Below are 17,679 nucleotides of genomic sequence, written 5' to 3' on the forward strand. Positions count from 1 at the left end.
ACATAAACCCTTCAAACTCTTTAAACCCTTCCTACCACTTCCTGCTCTCTAACACCGTCTTCGTACACAAAACAAATACCACTACAACAGAAACAAAATAAATGATATCTCTTGTATCCACCACGCCACGACTGATAGAATCGTAATGGTATTGCATACCGATTGATTGAATAATGGTATCCGCTTTTCCGCCAAATAATCCTAAGCCACTTATTGCATCAAACGACAACAATGCAATGAAACATAAAAATGCAGCTACTACAAATGCGACAATCTGGTTATCCGTGATAGAAGAAGAAAAAAGTCCGATAGATATGAAAGCTGCACTGATCATCACTAATCCGATATATGATCCACATGTTGCGCCGGAATCTAGATTTCCAATTGGAGATCCCAGAGCGTAAATGGAATAGTAATACAATAAAGTTGGAAGCAAAGCAAAAAGGACAAGGCAGACAGCAGCTAAAAATTTACCAATCACAATTTGCAGTGCTGTTATCGGCCGCGTTACAATCAACTCCAGTGTGCCAGCTTTTTTTTCTTCTGAAAACATACGCATGGTTACTGCCGGAATCAAAAGCATAAAAACCAATGGTGCATTATCAAACAGTATGTCGAGGTTGGCATATCCGTTGTCAAGCACATTATTCGGAAACACCCACATGATGAGTGCCATCAATATCAGAAACACTGCAATGGCGATGTATCCAATGAGGGAAGAAAAAAATGTTGTCAGCTCTTTTCGAAATATTGCGATCATATGTTTACGCGCCGAATCTTTACGAAGCCGGTTTCTTTATTATTGATTTAAGTTGCCACGAACTTTTGTCAATTCCTTAAACACTTCTTCCAGCGATTGTTGTTCTTCAGTCAGTGAAGTAATGGTAAGCTGATTGTCTACTGCAAAACGGAAGACATCTTCCTGTAATCCCGGTTGTCCATAGATTTTCCATTTATTATCTCCGGCGGATTCAACTTTTTTAACATGGATGATGGCCTCCAGTTTTTTTCTTTCTGTGTTTTGCTTGAAGGAAACAAGTATTATTATTTCACCACCTGACTTTTGTTGCAACCGTTCAATCGCATCATCAGCAACAATCTTTCCTTTGTCGATGATTACCACACGACTGCAGATCGCCTGCACCTCCTGCATGATGTGGGTAGAAAGTATCACTGTTTTTTCTTTCCCCAATTCCCTGATAAGTTGCCGCACTTCTGTCAATTGATTCGGATCCAGACCTGAAGTGGGTTCATCCAGAATTAAAACTTGCGGATCGTGAAGCAAAGCCTGCGCAATGCCCACACGTTGACGGTATCCTTTTGAAAGCGCATTGATCTTTTTGAGTTGTTCTTTTTCTAAACCGGTCATGCCGATGATTTCCCGGACACGTTTGGTTTTGTTGTTCACCTGGTTCAGGCGCGCCACAAACAGCAGAAATTCTTTCACATAAAGATCAGCGTACAATGGATTGTTTTCTGCCAGGTAGCCAATGTGTTTTCTTGCTTCGAGCGATTGTTTTTCCACATCAAATCCACAGACAGATGCATGACCTTCATTTTGCGGAAGATATCCGGTCAGAATTTTCATGGTGGTAGACTTGCCTGCACCATTGGGTCCGAGAAATCCCAGCACTTCTCCGGCTTTCACTTCAAATGAAATGGCGTCAACAGCACGCTGCTGACCATACATTTTTGTGAGCCCTGAAACGATGATTGACAAAAGCTGGAATTGAAGAGTTGATTAAAAGCTGCTAACGGGTTGCGAAAATATAAAATTGCTTTGGGTGTGTTTCAAATTGTCAATCCGGTGTGATCAATATGATCCATTTCTGATAAATATGTTCGCGCAAAGTCTTTAAACTCGCAAAGGAAAAATTGAGGAAGTAAACTCCGCGAACTTTGCGCCATTGCAAGTAAATATTCATTGATGAAGATCGGAAGAATTAAATCATTTGATCCTACTACTTTAATCCACATCACCTCTAAAATTTTATTTATTCAAAGGCGCTAAGCTCGCAAAGAAATGTTGGTCAGCACACTCTGCGAACTTTGTGCCTTTGCGATTAAATTATTTATTAATCAGCGCCAGCGGAATTAAATCATTTGATCAGACTATACTGATCCACTTCTCCTCTTTGGGAAGTAACTCTGCGAACTTTGCGCCTTCGCGAGCAAAAGTTCTATTAATCGAAGCCAGCCGAATTAAATGATTCGATCATACTACACTGATCCACTGCTCCTCTTTGGGAAGTAAACTCTGCGAACTTTGCGCCTTGGCGAGCAAATTATTTATTAATCACTGCCCGTGGAATTAGCTCATTCGATCATACTACACTGATCCACTTCTCCTCTTTGGGAAGTAACTCTGCGAACTTTACGCCTTCGCGAGCAAAAGTTTTATTAATCGAAGCCAGCCGAATTAAATGATTCGATCATACTGTACTGATCCACTGCTCCTCTTTTGGAAGTAAACTCTGCGAACTTTGCGCCTTTGCGAGCAAATTATTTATTAATCACTGCCCGTGGAATTAGCTCATTTGATCATACTACACTGATCCACTGCTCCTCTTTTGGAAGTAAACTCTGCGAACTTTGCGCCTACGCGAGCAAAAGTTCTATTAATCGAAGCCAGCCGAATTAAATGATTCGATCAGGCTATACTGATCCACTGTTCCTCATTGGGAAGTAACTCTGCGAACTTTGCGCCTACGCGAGCAAAAGTTCTATTAATCGCAGCCAGCCGAATTAAATGATTCGATCATACTACACTGATCCCCTTCTCCTCTTTTGGAAGTAAACTCTGCGAACTTTGCGCCTTCGCGAGCAAAAGTTCTATTAATCGAAGCCAGCCGAATTAAATGATTCGATCATACTACACTGATCCACTTCTCCTCTTTGGGAAGTAAACTCTGCGAACTTTGCGCCTTCGCGAGCAAAAGTTCTATTAATCGCAGCCAGCCGAATTAAATGATTCGATCAGACTATACTGATCCATTGCTCCTCTTTGGGAAGTAAACTCTGCGAACTTTACGCCTTCGCGAGCAAAAGTTTTATTAATCGAAGCCAGCCGAATTAAATGATTCGATCATACTGTACTGATCCACTGCTCCTCTTTGGGAAGTAACTCTGCGAACTTTGCGCCTTCGGGAGCAAAAGTTCTATTAATCGAAGCCAACCGAATTAAATGATTCGATCATACTACACTGATCCACTGCTCCTCTTTTTTTTCTTTAAGAATGCCAATAGGTTCCAAATGATTTTCCAGGTGAAGCTCTTTAAGCAGTTTTTGAAACGCTTCCCCGAACTGTTGATCAATAGCAACCAATAATCCGCCGCTAGTCTGAGGATCGCAAAGTGTTACAAGTCGTTCGCCGGTTACACCTTCAACTTTTGGTTCATAGCTTTTCCAGTTTCTGAAAGTATTATCAGGTGCTACAAATTTTTTTGCCAATGGCTCAACTCCATCGATCAAACGGATAGCAGCATAAGTGAGTGTTGCAGAAACATTGCTGCCTTCACATAATTCCAAAAGGTGACCAAGAATTCCAAAGCCTGTTACATCGGTCATGGCATGCACGTAATCCAACCCGCCAAATAATTCGCCGGGTTTATTAAGCGTACACATCAGTTCTACCGCAGGCTTCAGTGCGTCTTCCGTCACTAATTTTCTTTTTAAAGCAGTGGAAAGAATGCCGGTGCCAATGGGTTTTGTAAGAAATAAAAGGTCACCGGCTTTTGCGGTATTATTTCTTTTCAGGAAATTTTTTTTCACCAGTCCGTTCACACTGAGTCCGAAGATCGGTTCAGGACTGTCAATGGTATGTCCACCTGCCAACGGGATACCTGCCAACTCACAAACAGATTTTCCACCTTGCAAAATTTGCTGCGCCAATGCAACCGGCAATTTTTCAACAGGCCAACCCAGAATGGCAATCGCCATAATCGGTGCACCACCCATCGCATACACATCGCTGATAGCGTTGGTGGCGGCAATTCTTCCAAAGTCGAATGGATCATCTACAATCGGCATAAAGAAATCGGTTGTGCTGATGAGGCAATCACCATTTGTCAATTCATACACCGCGGCATCATCACCTGATTCGTTGCCGACCAGTAAATTGGAGAAGGTGTTTCCTGATCGTGAACCTTTAAGAATTTCTTGCAACACCGATGGTGCAATCTTACATCCGCATCCGGCACCATGACTGAATTGTGTAAGCCTGATTTTTTCTTCTTCCATTTATTGATTGGGTAAACCGGTTTTTAAATCCATTTTCAATATGCAACATTTTGATTGATCAAACTTTGCTGGAATTGATCCATCTATTCTTGAGAGCCTGCAAAATCAATTGCGCATTCGCTGAAGCATCTACCGTGCTACTGTCTATTTTCTGAATCATTGTTTCATCTCTGTTTTTTGTTGCCCGCAGGTAGTTCTTGTCGTAGTAATGAAGCAGAATATTAAATGCGCTTTTCATGTCTTTGCTTTCCAGGTGTTGAATCACCTTGTTTGTTTCCAGTCCACCCAGCCTTTTGCGAATACGAAGCGTTGCTGCTTTCAATTCTTCCTGCTCATATTCGCCATACGTTTGCACGAGATAATTCAGCCGTTCTTCAAAAGGAATTTCGAGATAAATCACTTGTGCATTTCTCATTTGCGCCCAGAGCGCATTGGGAAGATTAACAGGTCCGATGCGCTGGCTTTCATCTTCGAGCCAGATCGGAAGAGAAGCATCGGTCTTCCGGAGTTTCATGAAAAGATCATTCTCAAATTGTTCCTGTGAAGGGGATTCCGGTTCATTCAATCCTCCAAAAGCAGATCCTTTGTGGCAAGCCAGCCCTTCAAGATCAATTACCTGCTGCTGCTGGCGGATTAATTCATGAATGACCATTGTTTTCGCTGATCCTGTTTTGCCTCCTAAAATTACCAGCCTTCTGGTCTGTGAAAATGATTCGAGCACTGCTGCCCTGAATACTTTGTAACCCTTATTCAGTGTGGAAACCTGGTATCCGAAAAGATCCAGCATCCATGACACCACACCGCTGCGCATGCCACCACGCCAGCAATGAACAAATAACTTTTTATCGTCAGTTGTTTTTTTTAAATCGCTTATGATTCGTTGCATGTTTGCACCATAATAATCAAGCGCTTTTAACATAGCCTCTTCACGTCCTTTTTGTTTGTAAATCGTACCTATTACCGCCCGTTCTTCATCAGAAAATAGCGGGAGACTTATAGCTCCGGGAATATGTGCATGCAGAAATTCGCCCGGCGCCCGCACATCAATCACCGGATGACCGGTTGATTGCTGAAGAAAGGCATCGATGTTAAGTTTTTGAACCATGGAGGGGAAGCGAAAATAGAAAGAATACTTCTTTGAAAGGAAGTCACTGAAGGCACGGGTGCAGCTTCGAAGGCTTTTTAATTCTTCAATCAGAAATCGTTCATCGATATTCGACCTGTCCAGAATTTTTTGACGGGATATTTATAGTAACGATAGATCGTCATTATCTCAGAGCAATAAATTACTATTCCATTTCACGGTAGAAATATCGCTTACCTCTTTTTACCAGCTCCGGTTTGTTACGGGTGGAAACCAGTTTTTCTAAAGAAATGCTGCCTGGGTAAATATTGAGTTTTGTAATGATCTCTTCGGTGATGCTCACCTGGTTTTCACGAAATGCCATGCATGCAATCAGCGCGCATGCTTTTGCATCTGATTCTGCACGGTGGTGTTCGAGCTCAATTCCGAGAATTTTTGTAAGTGATTTCAAACCATATCGCTGGTGCTCTTTCCACACTTTTTTAGCTACTTTAATGCTGCAGGTAAATGGCATTTCATTGAAAGGAATCTCGTAGTGAAGGAGCAAACTCCGTAGCACATGCATGTCAAATCCTGCATTGTGGGCAATCACGAGTTCGTTTTCAAAATAGGGGAGAAGCTCAGGCCAGAGTGCTTTGAAATCGGGTTGGTCTGCCACCTGCTCGGCACCGATGCCATGCAGCATGGTGTTAAAAGGATTAAACCGGAGATCCGGTGGTTGAATGAGAAAGGATTTGCTTTCCACCACCTTATAGTTGCGTACTACAGCAATTCCCAGCTCACAGGCACTGGTGGAAAGCTCATTAGCGGTTTCAAAATCTATCGCGACAAAATCCATGTGATAATCGGTAAGTACACTGCAAAGTAATTAATTGCCGGTCGATTTGGAAAAATAACCGGCCCGTAATTGAGTTTGGCGTGTTTGTAACTTAATTGTCAGTTTTATCAATGCACAAGTTGCATGAGTGAAACAACGACCTTTTTTTCTACATTTGCCGAAATTTTCCTCGTTGAAAAGACTCATACACTCTCTCCTCCCTTTTTATCAGTTTCCTCAAATGAACGCGGAATATTTTGCTTTTCCAGGTTTCGTGTTAAGTGTAAAAATATAAGCGCAACCACTTAAAGCAGTTTAAAAAATAGCCTTCAATTGTGAAATTAAATTCCTGATCAAACCATAAATCTACCTGAATGAAAAAAAATAGTACAGTAGTAATTGTTTGCCTGCTTATCATTTCCGGTCTCCAACACATGGCCTTTTCGCAGGATCTGAATCATTGCGGCGCCACAGAAATGCAGTTGAAACTCTGGGCACAATACCCTGAATTATGGCAGGCGCAGCAGGATTATGATCAGCAAATCCGTGATCAGATCGCTGCCAGCGATAACACCAGGGATGAAGATGAAGTCTACATTATTCCTATTGTATTTCATGTAATTCATAATTATGGAAGTGAATACATTTCTGATGAACAGATAGAAGATCAGGTGCGTGTACTGAATGATGACTACCGCAAGATGAATGCGGATACTGCGGCCATCGTAAATGCTTTTTTAGGAATAGCAGGTGATGCGCATATCGAATTCAGGCTGGCAAAGAAAACGTCCGGCGGCGGTTGCACAACAGGCATCGACCGTATCCAATCTCATGAAACATACCAGGGCAACGACGGATCAAAACTCTCTCAGTGGCCGAGAAATATGTATCTGAATGTGTGGACAGTGAATAAAATGCAGAATGGCGTTGCAGGATATGCTTATTATCCTTCTTCTGTAGCCGGTTTTCTGGCACCTTATGATGGCATCATGATACTAAGTGATTATATAGGATCTATTGGATCGAGCAGTGTACAAACTTCAAGAGCACTCACCCATGAAATTGGTCATTATCTCAATCTGCCGCATACCTGGGGCTCCACCAATTCACCCGGAGTGGAATGTGGTGATGATGGCGTTCAGGATACGCCTGAAACAAAAGGATGGACCAGTTGTAATCTGAGCGGAGCAGTTTGCAATGCCGGCGTAATCGAGAATGTGCAGAATTACATGGAGTATGCGTATTGTTCAAAAATGTTTACGGAAGGACAGATAGCGATCATGAGAGGCATCTTAAATAATCCTGTTTCTGATCGCGATAATCTTTGGTCAGCAAGCAACCTGATTGCAACCGGAACCAATGATGGCTACGTTGCAGAATGTGCACCGCGTGCGGATTTTAACCCGAAATTTTACAACATCTGCCAGGGTGCTGATATTGCTTTTACTAATTTTTCATGGGGCGGCGACGCTTCAAGCTGGTCGTGGGATATTCCGGGTGGTACACCTTCTACTTCAACCGAAGAAAGTCCTGTGATTGTTTTTAATGAAGCTGGCAAGCACACCATTACACTTACAGCTACGAATGCCGCAGGGTCCAGCACTGTTTCAAAGGATATTTATGTAAGTCCGCCTACTCCCAGCTATTCGCATTATTACTTCGAAGATTTTGAAGATGTGAACAAATTCAACAATGACTGGATCATCAGGAATATTGATGGAAACGGATCAGAGTGGGCGCTTGCTACGAATGCAGCATATGAAGGTTCCCATTGCGCCCGGATTGATAACTTCAACGGTGATCAGGGAGATGTAGATTATATGATCAGCCCTGCAATGGATCTTTCAGGAATGGGCGAGATCAACCTTTCCTTTCGCTATGCTGCTGCTTCAGGAAGTTCGAACGTAACCAACATAAATGATGCGCTCAGAATTTATACTTCGAGCAATTGCGGAGAATCGTGGTATTTAAGAAATGTGCGCTCCGGACTTGACCTGATTAATAATGGCGCGTATGGAAATTATTTTACACCCGGAGCAACCACTGGTACCTGGAGTCTGGCAACTGTATCTTTTCCATCCATTGTTGCGCAACCCAATATCCGCATCAAGTTTGAATTTACCGGCGGCAGCTATGGCAACAATTTATATATCGATGATATCGCGGTTTCTGAATATGGAGTAGGCATTCAGTCGCCTGCTTCCGGTACTGCTGCGCTCAATATTTTCCCTAACCCGAACAATGGTGATTTTACGCTTACCTACAGTCTGCCTGAAGCAGCTGAAGTGCGTGTTTCCATCATCGACTTAACAGGAAGAGAAATATTCGAGGTTTCAAACGAACAACAGGCAGCCGGCAGTCATCAGCAATCAGTACAGGCAGATGCAGTGCAATCTCTATCTAAAGGCATTTATTTTTTAAGGATGCAGTCGAATGGCGAAACGAATGTGAAGAAGCTCGTGATTGAATAGCCAACACCTGGTTTAAAATTAAACGCTCCGGAATTTTTCGGAGCGTTTTTGTTTAAACCTTTGTATGCCTGACGAACCGCTTTACGCATCCCAACACCCATAGTGGTGTAAATAGCGCAAAGTGAATAATTCACTCACTGCCGCTTATCCGATTGGAGGCTGGCAAACTTCTCGGCCAATCGTTCCGCAAGTTCTTCAATGTCGTCCTGTTTTGCTATTTGTTTTATCCAATTCGCTGGAATGTTGTCAAGTCCGTAAAGCAATCCTGCAAGTCCGCCTGTTACCGCTCCTGTTGTATCTGTGTCCTCACCTAAATTTACCGCTTTCAAAACAGCGTCTTTGTAATTGTCAGTTGTCAGCAAACACCAAATACCAGCTTCAAGAGTGTGTAACACATAACCGCTGCTAAAAATATTTTCTTCCGTCAGTTCATATATGTTTTGTTTTAGCAAACGGTCAAACAAGGCAACCTCTGTCAGATTGATTGAAAGATAAGAGAGGTGATGTGTGATTTCTGTTTGCAGGTTTTTATAAATCTCAAACTTATCTTTCTGTGCAAATAGTTGCCGGGCAAATTCAAGATAGTAGAAGCAGGCAATTACAGAACGAATGTGTCCGTGAGTGATGGAAGAAACTTGTTTTGTTATTTCATAGCGTTCATGAATAGGTTTGTCCAACAAATAAAAAGTCAAAGGCGAAATTCTCATGAGTGAGCCGTTGCCGTTGGAAGAAACATCAAAACCTCCTGCTAAATCTGGCCGTTCACCTTTTGCAAGCCGGTCAATTGCTTGCCGGGTTGCAATACCAATATCAAAAACATTTCCTCGCGGTGTCCAATAATTATGGTAGCACCACCTTACAAAATTTTGTCCGATAGTGTTTAAGTCAAATTCGTTTGTCAATGCTTCTGCAAGACAAAAAGTAAGTGAGCTGTCATCAGAGAACGTTCCTGGAGGTAAATTATAAGTGCCGTAACCAATCATATCGGTTACAGGATTTTTACGAATGGTTTGCCTGCTGTGGAACTCAACTGGAACGCCAAGTGCATCACCAACTGCAACACCAAAAAGAACCGATTTTATTTTGTCGGAATAGTTCACACCACCGCAAATATGCGGTGATTGTTTTGGTTTTTCGCCGCATCAGATGCAGTATCCTGGATCTCCTTCCATAATTTCCTGCTCAAGTTTTGGCGCCTCACCTGCCTTCCATAAACGTGTGTGATGCACAACACGATAAGTCAAAGGACCACCATCAGTCCCTTCACTGCGTTCAAAGGGTCGCGGTATACATACAAATTCTGCAGAAAGATGATCGTTAGTAGCAGTCACCAGTGCATAGCCGTGACCGCCAAAGTCGACCAATGACATATGCGGCGCTACGTCCGGATTGCGCACGGCACGGGCTTGCTCCATATCTCCGGTCTCCTTTAATTTTAACGTTGAATTCACACCATGTAAAGCAGTAACATTCATGGAAGGGATCACCTTGCCATCAGGTTGATCGATCAGGTGCAGCACACGTTTCGGATGATCTTTAGCCATGGTAACTTCCATCACTTCAAAAAGAGTCTGCTGCGATATGGAACCGGTAATGAATTCCACACCTAATGGTTCATAATTCTTTGGCGGCAGCGCCTTGGAAGTTAATCCGGCATAAAACCCATGACGGTCACCTCCCACCACACAAAAACCAGTGATTTTCTGATCGCGTATGAAATCAAATATCAAGTCTTTATCACGAAGAAACCGGTTGTCCATTACCGCATATCCTGCCTCTTTAGGCCATTGACTTCCTAATTCGCCGGGTAAATTTTGATAATCGCTGCGCACTTCCATAGTGCCAAAAGTGTGTCCCCATATTTTCCAGCGCGCAGTAGAGGCCCCGAGCTGTTCTATGAACCAGCGTCTCTGCTCACTGCCCAGGAAAGTCTGGGCATGAACATCTTTTGTCGGATTCGGAATGTCCTTACCGTTGAAACGAATGGTGTCCGGCGGATGGTCGCCATTATAATGACGACCATAATTCATAATTTCAAAAGGCACTTGTGGGGAAACCCTTGGATACTCCGGAGCTTCAAAATCATCAGTGGACATATCAGGAGAACGGAATGACCAATTATCAGTGAGCAACAAATCGACATTCTTTCCCCAACGCAATACCCGCTGGATCTTCAGGCTGTTAATCGCCAGCAGGTTATTAGGTTCTTCTGAGAGTCCGTCGTCGTTGAACTCTTCCATGGGAGTATCCACCACTTCCGGAGCAATGAATTTTTCGAGCTTAGGGTTTCCGGGTTGTTCAACCAGCGCAGGGATGAATTCCCACCAGGCCTGGTTGGCATAGACTTTCTGGTTTTGTGCAGGAGCGTTGTAGCCGCCTCCTGCCACATACTCACTTTGATAGCCTGCCCAGGCAAATTCGTGATTGTCCCAAACACAGACAAATGGCCAACGCGCCCGCGCATCCTGCAAATCGGGATCTTCGAGATAGGCACGATAAAGTGTACGATAATCCTCGAGCGTAACGGGTAGATGAAAATTGCTAACCTTCCTGCCTTGCGGGAATTTATACAGATCTCTGATACGACGGCCGCGGTTTCCGTTGGGATTATCTTCTGCATACCAGGTGACTTCGTAAATAAAATCACCCAGGTGCAACACAAAATTAAGTTGCTGGTCCCTGGAACGTGCCTCATCTTCGAAGATCATCTTCCGGTAAGCATTCAGTGCACCTTCGTTAGGGCATTGACAAGAAACAAAGGTGAAGCGAACGGGTGCATCCGAATCGTCGCTGGGTGCAGTTATCGTACGACCGGTCCGGCTGGCGAAACCATGCTCATCAATGAAACGGTACCAATACGCACGGTTGGGTTCGAGATCTGCAGCCAAAAACCGGCAGGTCCAATCTGAATCAGCGCTGATTTGTGATGTACCACCTGCCAGGATTTTTTTGAATTCAGGTGTCGTTGAAATTTCAACAACCAGCTTTTTAGCAACACTATCATTTACTGGCGGACGTCTCGTCCACAAGATTACACTGTTAGCTGTCGGGTCACCGGATGCTACACCCTGTGGAAAAAGGTCGCGGCGTTCAATGGCAGCTGTGGGAACCTTGTTTGCCCAACCTTTTTTTGTCGCTAAGGCGAAGCCAGCGAGTATGGAGGTCTGTAAGAATTTACGGCGGGTTAAACTCATAAGAATGCAATGGATGCTGTTTAGTTAACCTGAATTAAAAGCATGCTTTATTTTTATTTCTTTATGTTCAAAACACCTGAAGCATTTTACCAAATCATACTGTGCTTGCTCATAACATTTCAAACAAAGGTTTGAATAATATATACCATTGATAAATGTAAATGCATAAACCAAAACGATAAAGTAAAATAGCCCAACTTACCCTGGCTGACGACAAACCGGGAAATAGGCTGTACAAAATTGCATCAATGGCGCTTGTCTTATTTTCTGACTGGTGACCACTCCATATTTGTCCGCATTGCAAAAGGGGAAAGATGATTACGTTGAAACTGATAGAACGCGGCAGATCAACTTAATAACAGCAATGATGAACAAAACAGACACACGATAAAATGAATGCAGAAACAAAATGCAGGAAGGTGTGGTGGCGGAGCTGACTTTGATAGAACCAAAAATCATTAAATCCATCCTCAGATGTACACCATCAACATTGGTCTTAGGTCAATTTCACTACGCATGTAATTAAAAGCGATTTACAATGGATATTGTCATGTTTTTACTTGCGTTTACAAAGTATCGTTTGTTTAATTGAATCTAAAAACAGCCAAAATGATAATGATGATGAACATTGATAATTGTGTGAGTTGGAAGAGTTGCATGTTTCTTCTCAAGCGAATTGTTTCGTGTTGCACTTCGTCAGTATTATTTTCCGATTTTAATATTGCATCTAATTTGTCGGAAGTTGTTCTGCCAAGTGTAAAACCATTAACAAAAAGTAAAACCACGATGGCTAATTTTATTTTGAACCAAAGCAGTGCTGTCAAACTCCAGTTTAAAAGCCAAAGCATGATTAGTCCTGTAAGAATTGAAACCATCAAACCAATAATTCCGAACACACGAAATTTTGTTGTGGCTTTGAATGCTGCCAAACCCTGCTCCTTATTTGAGTCGTAGAGTTTCCAAAATTGATATTGTGAAATGGCATTTGCTAATGTGATACCTATTGCCATTGCCAAAGCAATAAGGTGTAATGTCAATGTTATTTGTAAAACGGCTTGCATATTTTTTTTGCTTTTTGTTGATGTGACTTGATTTTTATTTTTAATGAAGTTGTTTTATTCCGTATGGATGTAATCCAATTTGATTGAGATAATTTTTTTGGAAGCATTGAAATCAAATTTTGCAGCATCAAAACTTGGTGGTCCACTAATGCTACCTTTTGCATTGTTTGAAACTGCAATGCCTTCGGTAGGCATTCCATACCAGGTTTTATCTATTTTATTATTGTTGTTTTCATCGTGGTAAACTGCGATTGCATATCTTCCAAAGGGAATATTTTCAAAAGTTATGGTACTTGTGCCGTGGGTTATTTTACCTCTTAAATGAAGCATTGCTTTTGATGCTTCCTTTGGAAATCCATCGGCTTTGTTGAATAGATTAATATTTATTTCTCCTTTTGAATTTCTGATTCCCGTAACCGTTACTTGCAGATTGTTGACGGTTGCTGTTTGAAATGACGTAATAAAAAAATATGCTGAAAGTAATATTGCAATCAGCGAAATTGATTTGAGTGTTTGATGTTTCATGACATTTGTTTTGATGGAAGCTTAAAACCGGCAAGGATGAGCCAGATAAAACCAATGAATCTTGTTAGCGGAATAAAAAATAAAAGGTGGAGAGTAAGCAAACTCAATGAACTTAACAGTCCGCACAATGCCAATGCAAAGCCCCAATACACTAACCACTTTGGTAAAAGTTTAGTGAAGTATGCAGTGATGGAAACACCTGCGATGAAAATTCCAAGTGGTAATGAATAACCAACACCGCCGGTTGCATATACTATAAAATACAAAACACGAATGATTGATGTGTCTTGCGCAACTTCGGGATAGGCCATTACCCAAAGTAAGAGAGACGACAATAGAATATTTGCTGCTGCAATCTGTCCACCGAATAATGCAATATAAGGACCCACTGCTGTTACTCCATGAAAGCGCAGTCGGCTAACGACACATACAACAAATAGCCCCAATGGAACTGCTGCAATAAATTGTAGAAAGGAGCACATCAATACTGCATGAGGATAGCCACTGAAATATGCTTTGATAATTTCAGTTGTGTCCCAAGGTGCCGGGAAATGTGGGCTTGTGGGTGAAAATGAAATTACGAATGAAAGTCCTGCACAAAACAGAACTGTAATGTGAAATAGTTTGCATGATTTTTTTTTAGAAATGGTGCTCTGAAAAGGTTTTCGGCTTCGCCTTAATGTTTATTGAAATTGTTTTTTACATTGGTTCTTTAATGTTGTTTGTATTACAAACCAAATGGACAAAAAATATATTTTTTAGAGGTGCAAATATTTTTTTATTGTTTCTGCATATTGTTCAAATGCTTTCTTTCCTTTTGCAGTGAGCTTGCAAATGGTTTGCGGATAATTTCCTTTGTATGTTTTTTCCACCTCAATGTATGCTGCTTCACTCAATTTTTTTATTTGATGACTTAAATTTCCTTGTGTTGTTTTTGTGATTTCCATTAAATAATTAAAGTCGGCTTGTTTCACTTTCATCAATGTCGAAACAATTGCCAGGCGGACAGGAACATTTAAAATGGGGTCGAGTTCACTATACATTTTATGCTTTCGCAGATTTTAATAAATACCCGGGGATAAGGTAACCGAAAACGATTGCAATGCCGTGAAGCAAAACTTTGTAATCTTCGGGAACAAATACACTGACGATAGCTGCAACAAAAAATAAGATGCCGCCTATGATTAGGGGTTGAAATTTCATTACAAGTCCTGATGCCAATGTTCCGATGGCGGCAATAATTAAAGTGTAAGTGAATGGGGGATTGGATGTGTAAACATTGATGAACACTACAGCTAAAAATGAAATGCCTAACACCAGCCACATTTTGTAAAGGAAGTTGCTTAGATAAGAAACGGTAGCGTTGGAAACATTTTTACGATAATGAATAATTGTTGAGATAACGCCGGCGATTGCCAACACTGGAAACGGCAAAAAATAAAAGGGTGTGGTGGTGTATTGATGTAAAAAGAAAAAAGAAAAACTTGCGATGGTGATGAGCCAGCCCCAAAGTAAAAAAGGATAACTATTTTGCTTGATGTTTTCTTTAGTCATTGCAATTGCCTCTGAAATGAAATCATGCAATTAGCAAGTTAATCCGTCTGCCAAGTCCGTCTTCAAAAATTCTGTAAAGCGTTGAAAGCTGTATGTCGCACTTGCCGTTTTCAAGTCGTGAGATGTAACTTTTTTTAGTTCCAACTTTGTTTGCAAGTTGTTCCTGTGTCAAGTTAGCTTCACGCCTTGCAGCTTTAAGTGTTTCGCTAATCACAAAATACTGTGCCCTCTCTTCAAACTCATCGCGCTTTTTAGTTCCAATCTTTCCGTATTGGATGTCTAAAATTTCGTCAAAGTTTTTAGCGTTTCTTATTGCTTCGTTCTTTTTCATTTTGTTTGTTTTTTAAAATGAAGTATTCATTTTTAATTTCAATGCTAAATCAATTTCTTGTCGTGGTGTCTTTTGAGTTTTCTTTTGAAATGCGTTGAATAACACAACCAAATTCCCTTTGTCAAAGCAACAGAAGATGCGGTAAATGTTACTGCCAGCTTCAATTCTGATTTCATAAAGACCGTCAGTCCCTTCAATATGTTTCAAGAACTTTTCCGAAATCTTGTCAACAGACTTTACAATACGAAATACATAACCAATCTTTTCTTTTACGAGGTCATTCACCCCAATGTAAAAGTCTTTGAAGTATTGTCCATGAAATATTATTTCTCTTTCTTTATTCACGGCACAAAGATAACTTAAAAGTGAACAAGGATCAATTCTGTCTTAAAATAAATTATCAAGAAAATCGGTGGATACACCTTTGAAATTTCAAGTTGGCAGGGTTGCCAAGCATTGCGGCTAAAGTTTTACAAATTTGCGATGTGTGGGCTTTCAACACAAATGCTCATTCGGCAAACTTCACTTTGATTAACTAAAAAGCTGCTCGCGGGAAACAAAACCCCGCCTATTGCAAATTTGCATGTTATAGCCAGTGCTTCTTTCTATCATCAAAGTTGAAGCGTCAATTTTAAGTTTCCACCAAGCCCTTGTTGTATAATTTTCATTAGTGTGGAAAGTCTGATATCTGAGGAGTTGTTTTCAATTCTTGAAATATAAGATTTATTCGTTCCACACTTTTCTGCAAGCTCTTCTTGTGTCATACCTCGTTTCGTTCTTGCTTCTGCCAGCAAGACCCCAAGTCTGAACGCTTCAAATTGTTGTTCCCATTGTTCACGTTTGGGAGCACTTTTCTTTGCCATATTTCTTGTCAAGAAGTTGGTCTAATGTTGTGATGTTACTTTTTGTTTTCATAGTGATATTCCTTCATTATTTTAAGTGCTTTTTGAATTTCCTGCTTTGGTGTTTTTTGCGTTTTCTTTTGAAAGGCATTTCCAAGAACCACTAAGTTTCCCTTATCGAAAAAGGAAAAGATGCGATAAATGTTACTTCCAGTTTCAACTCGAATTTCGTAAAGTCCTTTAGTGCCTTCTAAATGCTTAAAGTACTTCTCTGGAACTTGTCGCATTACCCGAATTAAGTTTAACGTCCATTCAATCTTTGCCTGAACGTTGTCAGGTTGTTCCTCACAGAAATCGAGAAACTAGTTTTTATAAGCAATTACCTGTCTTTCAAACGTCACGAAGCAAAGTTAACTAATCAGACAACTACTTCAAGATTAATTGTACAGGTTTAAAACCAATTATAGAGGTGGTCTTAGCATTGGCTATAACGTTTTTGGGCTTGGCGAAGGTGGCGAATACAAAGCACAAAGCTGTCTGCCAGCACTGAACTTGATAAGAAGCACAAATGTTCATTTCAGCACTTCACCGCCACTTTTGCCATACCCATGTTATAAGCCGTTTTATTACAATCTTCTAATTCTGTTTTGCACTATTCAATAGTCTTTGATACTTTATCCACTGTGTCCCTAATACAATAGCTAAAATGCCTAAAAAAATTGCTAAGGGTTTATTGTCAGCCCATAACCAAGTAATTTGGTCACCTTTGAACGTAAATGCAGCAACAAAAAGTCCACACATTATTGTTGTGGACATAAACAGATTTCTTTTTTTCATTTTCTCTTTATTTAAATTGTGAGCTGCAAAATTAGTCTGTTCGTTGCTGTCCGTCAAGGTTGAGAGGGGTTGATAGAAGGTTGAAAAAAGGTTGATTTGTTGAATAATTGTCGGCATAAAGGGTTTTAGTCTTAGATTTTTAACTTTTTAATCTGTTGTCGTGATGTTATTCCGAGTATTTTATAAATTCTATTTATGTGTGTTTTAAGAGTGCTTAACTCAATACATAATTCATCCATTATCTCCTTGTTTGATTTTCCAGTTACTATCAAATCAAAAACCTGTTTTTGTTTAGCAGATAATTCGTCTAATTGATTTTCTGTGTTTGTTCTGTTGGAGATTATTTCAGTTTTTATAAGTTTGATTAAATTATCGGTCTTTACCTTTTCAATTTTTATCCAAATAAGTGCTATTGAAATTAACATTAAAACTAAAATGACAGCAATGTAAGTTTTGTCACTCCATAGCCACTCTGTTTTGAAATTTGTGAAACGAAAACTAATTGTCAGGCAAAGAAGAAATATTGCAATAATTTCCAATTTCTTCTGGTGTCGGAATAGTTTGTCAGCTAAATAGTTGATGATTTTCATATTTTGGTTGTCGTCCTTTAAAATGGCTTATAACATTTGTGTTTGCGTCAAAATGACGTATATTTTTGCTATTCTACTTTTGTGTTAATGTATTGAAAATTAACAACTTGTTATTTTGGTGCTGAAATATGCG

Annotated in this window: 17 protein-coding genes and 2 pseudogenes; 1 reads left to right on the forward strand and 18 read right to left on the reverse strand. The window is 40.7% G+C overall.

The features are described from left to right. Positions 1-31: 31 nt before the first annotated feature. From gldF to IPO83_00905, 5 genes are all read right to left on the reverse strand, one after another. Positions 32-760 (reverse strand): gliding motility-associated ABC transporter permease subunit GldF, encoded by a 729-nt coding sequence (gene gldF, locus IPO83_00885; GenBank protein ID MBK9729846.1) that lies wholly within the window; start codon positions 758-760, stop codon positions 32-34. 39 nt (positions 761-799) lie between these two features. Then, a complete protein-coding gene (locus IPO83_00890) occupies positions 800-1,720 on the reverse strand; it encodes an ATP-binding cassette domain-containing protein (GenBank protein ID MBK9729847.1) in 921 nt (306 codons plus the stop codon). A gap of 1,473 nt (positions 1,721-3,193) precedes the next feature. Then, positions 3,194-4,240: a selenide, water dikinase SelD gene (gene selD, locus IPO83_00895; GenBank protein MBK9729848.1), complete on the reverse strand. Its 1,047-nt coding sequence runs from the start codon at positions 4,238-4,240 to the stop codon at positions 3,194-3,196. 58 nt (positions 4,241-4,298) lie between these two features. Then, positions 4,299-5,345: a tRNA 2-selenouridine(34) synthase MnmH gene (gene mnmH, locus IPO83_00900; GenBank protein ID MBK9729849.1), complete on the reverse strand. Its 1,047-nt coding sequence runs from the start codon at positions 5,343-5,345 to the stop codon at positions 4,299-4,301. A gap of 184 nt (positions 5,346-5,529) precedes the next feature. Then, the gene (locus tag IPO83_00905) at positions 5,530-6,162 is read right to left on the reverse strand and encodes a 3'-5' exonuclease (protein MBK9729850.1); all 633 of its coding nucleotides are present in this window, start codon (positions 6,160-6,162) and stop codon (positions 5,530-5,532) included. A gap of 353 nt (positions 6,163-6,515) precedes the next feature. On the opposite strand from IPO83_00905, the gene IPO83_00910 reads away from it, so the two are divergent. Further along, positions 6,516-8,612, forward strand: coding sequence for a T9SS type A sorting domain-containing protein (locus IPO83_00910; protein ID MBK9729851.1), 2,097 nt, complete (start codon positions 6,516-6,518; stop codon positions 8,610-8,612). A gap of 134 nt (positions 8,613-8,746) precedes the next feature. On the opposite strand, the gene IPO83_00915 is transcribed toward IPO83_00910, so the two are convergent. The 13 genes and pseudogenes from IPO83_00915 to IPO83_00975 form a co-directional block, all read right to left on the reverse strand. Further along, complete coding sequence (locus tag IPO83_00915) at positions 8,747-9,712, reverse strand: ADP-ribosylglycohydrolase family protein (GenBank protein ID MBK9729852.1); 966 nt, start codon at positions 9,710-9,712, stop codon at positions 8,747-8,749. Between the two features lie 42 nt (positions 9,713-9,754). After that, entirely contained in the window at positions 9,755-11,806 is a 2,052-nt protein-coding gene (locus IPO83_00920; protein MBK9729853.1) for an alkaline phosphatase D family protein, read from the reverse strand. 584 nt (positions 11,807-12,390) lie between these two features. Beyond that, the gene (locus IPO83_00925; protein MBK9729854.1) at positions 12,391-12,867 is read right to left on the reverse strand and encodes a hypothetical protein; all 477 of its coding nucleotides are present in this window, start codon (positions 12,865-12,867) and stop codon (positions 12,391-12,393) included. Positions 12,868-12,921: 54 nt separating this feature from the next. Beyond that, a complete protein-coding gene (locus tag IPO83_00930) occupies positions 12,922-13,392 on the reverse strand; it encodes a DUF2141 domain-containing protein (protein ID MBK9729855.1) in 471 nt (156 codons plus the stop codon). Next, entirely contained in the window at positions 13,389-13,874 is a 486-nt protein-coding gene (locus IPO83_00935; GenBank protein MBK9729856.1) for a hypothetical protein, read from the reverse strand. The genes IPO83_00930 and IPO83_00935 overlap by 4 nt, the downstream gene beginning before the upstream one ends. A gap of 276 nt (positions 13,875-14,150) precedes the next feature. Next, positions 14,151-14,435, reverse strand: a complete 285-nt coding sequence (locus tag IPO83_00940; protein MBK9729857.1) for a transcriptional regulator — start codon at positions 14,433-14,435, stop codon at positions 14,151-14,153. Position 14,436: 1 nt separating this feature from the next. Continuing rightward, complete coding sequence (locus tag IPO83_00945) at positions 14,437-14,976, reverse strand: hypothetical protein (GenBank protein MBK9729858.1); 540 nt, start codon at positions 14,974-14,976, stop codon at positions 14,437-14,439. Continuing rightward, positions 14,969-15,277 carry a helix-turn-helix domain-containing protein gene (locus IPO83_00950; protein MBK9729859.1) on the reverse strand — a complete coding sequence of 103 codons (309 nt, stop codon included), beginning with the start codon at positions 15,275-15,277 and terminating at the stop codon, positions 14,969-14,971. Before IPO83_00950 ends, IPO83_00945 begins: the two co-directional genes overlap by 8 nt. 12 nt (positions 15,278-15,289) lie before the next feature. Beyond that, positions 15,290-15,622, reverse strand: coding sequence for a type II toxin-antitoxin system RelE/ParE family toxin (locus IPO83_00955; GenBank protein ID MBK9729860.1), 333 nt, complete (start codon positions 15,620-15,622; stop codon positions 15,290-15,292). Positions 15,623-15,888: 266 nt separating this feature from the next. Further along, positions 15,889-16,192: pseudogene (locus tag IPO83_00960) on the reverse strand (helix-turn-helix transcriptional regulator). After that, positions 16,176-16,520, reverse strand: a pseudogene (locus IPO83_00965) (type II toxin-antitoxin system RelE/ParE family toxin). The pseudogenes IPO83_00960 and IPO83_00965 overlap by 17 nt, the downstream one beginning before the upstream one ends. A 235-nt stretch (positions 16,521-16,755) precedes the next feature. Beyond that, entirely contained in the window at positions 16,756-17,073 is a 318-nt protein-coding gene (locus tag IPO83_00970) for a hypothetical protein (protein ID MBK9729861.1), read from the reverse strand. A gap of 14 nt (positions 17,074-17,087) precedes the next feature. After that, positions 17,088-17,546 carry a helix-turn-helix transcriptional regulator gene (locus tag IPO83_00975; GenBank protein MBK9729862.1) on the reverse strand — a complete coding sequence of 153 codons (459 nt, stop codon included), beginning with the start codon at positions 17,544-17,546 and terminating at the stop codon, positions 17,088-17,090. Positions 17,547-17,679: the final 133 nt, after the last annotated feature.

It is taken from the genome of Chitinophagaceae bacterium (assembly GCA_016717285.1).
Lineage (GTDB): Bacteria > Bacteroidota > Bacteroidia > Chitinophagales > UBA10324 > JACCZZ01.

Bases quoted from the DNA above. Each gene is read 5' to 3' on its own strand.
- gldF (MBK9729846.1), bottom strand. From the start codon at position 760: ATGATCGCAATATTTCGAAAAGAGCTGACAACATTTTTTTCTTCCCTC.
- selD (MBK9729848.1), bottom strand. From the start codon at position 4,240: ATGGAAGAAGAAAAAATCAGGCTTACACAATTCAGTCATGGTGCCGGA.
- mnmH (MBK9729849.1), bottom strand. From the start codon at position 5,345: ATGGTTCAAAAACTTAACATCGATGCCTTTCTTCAGCAATCAACCGGT.
- IPO83_00905 (MBK9729850.1), bottom strand. From the start codon at position 6,162: ATGGATTTTGTCGCGATAGATTTTGAAACCGCTAATGAGCTTTCCACC.
- IPO83_00910 (MBK9729851.1), top strand. From the start codon at position 6,516: ATGAAAAAAAATAGTACAGTAGTAATTGTTTGCCTGCTTATCATTTCC.
- IPO83_00920 (MBK9729853.1), bottom strand. From the start codon at position 11,806: ATGAGTTTAACCCGCCGTAAATTCTTACAGACCTCCATACTCGCTGGC.
- IPO83_00925 (MBK9729854.1), bottom strand. From the start codon at position 12,867: ATGCAAGCCGTTTTACAAATAACATTGACATTACACCTTATTGCTTTG.
- IPO83_00930 (MBK9729855.1), bottom strand. From the start codon at position 13,392: ATGAAACATCAAACACTCAAATCAATTTCGCTGATTGCAATATTACTT.
- IPO83_00935 (MBK9729856.1), bottom strand. From the start codon at position 13,874: ATGTGCTCCTTTCTACAATTTATTGCAGCAGTTCCATTGGGGCTATTT.
- IPO83_00940 (MBK9729857.1), bottom strand. From the start codon at position 14,435: ATGTATAGTGAACTCGACCCCATTTTAAATGTTCCTGTCCGCCTGGCA.
- IPO83_00950 (MBK9729859.1), bottom strand. From the start codon at position 15,277: ATGAAAAAGAACGAAGCAATAAGAAACGCTAAAAACTTTGACGAAATT.
- IPO83_00970 (MBK9729861.1), bottom strand. From the start codon at position 17,073: ATGCCGACAATTATTCAACAAATCAACCTTTTTTCAACCTTCTATCAA.
- IPO83_00975 (MBK9729862.1), bottom strand. From the start codon at position 17,546: ATGAAAATCATCAACTATTTAGCTGACAAACTATTCCGACACCAGAAG.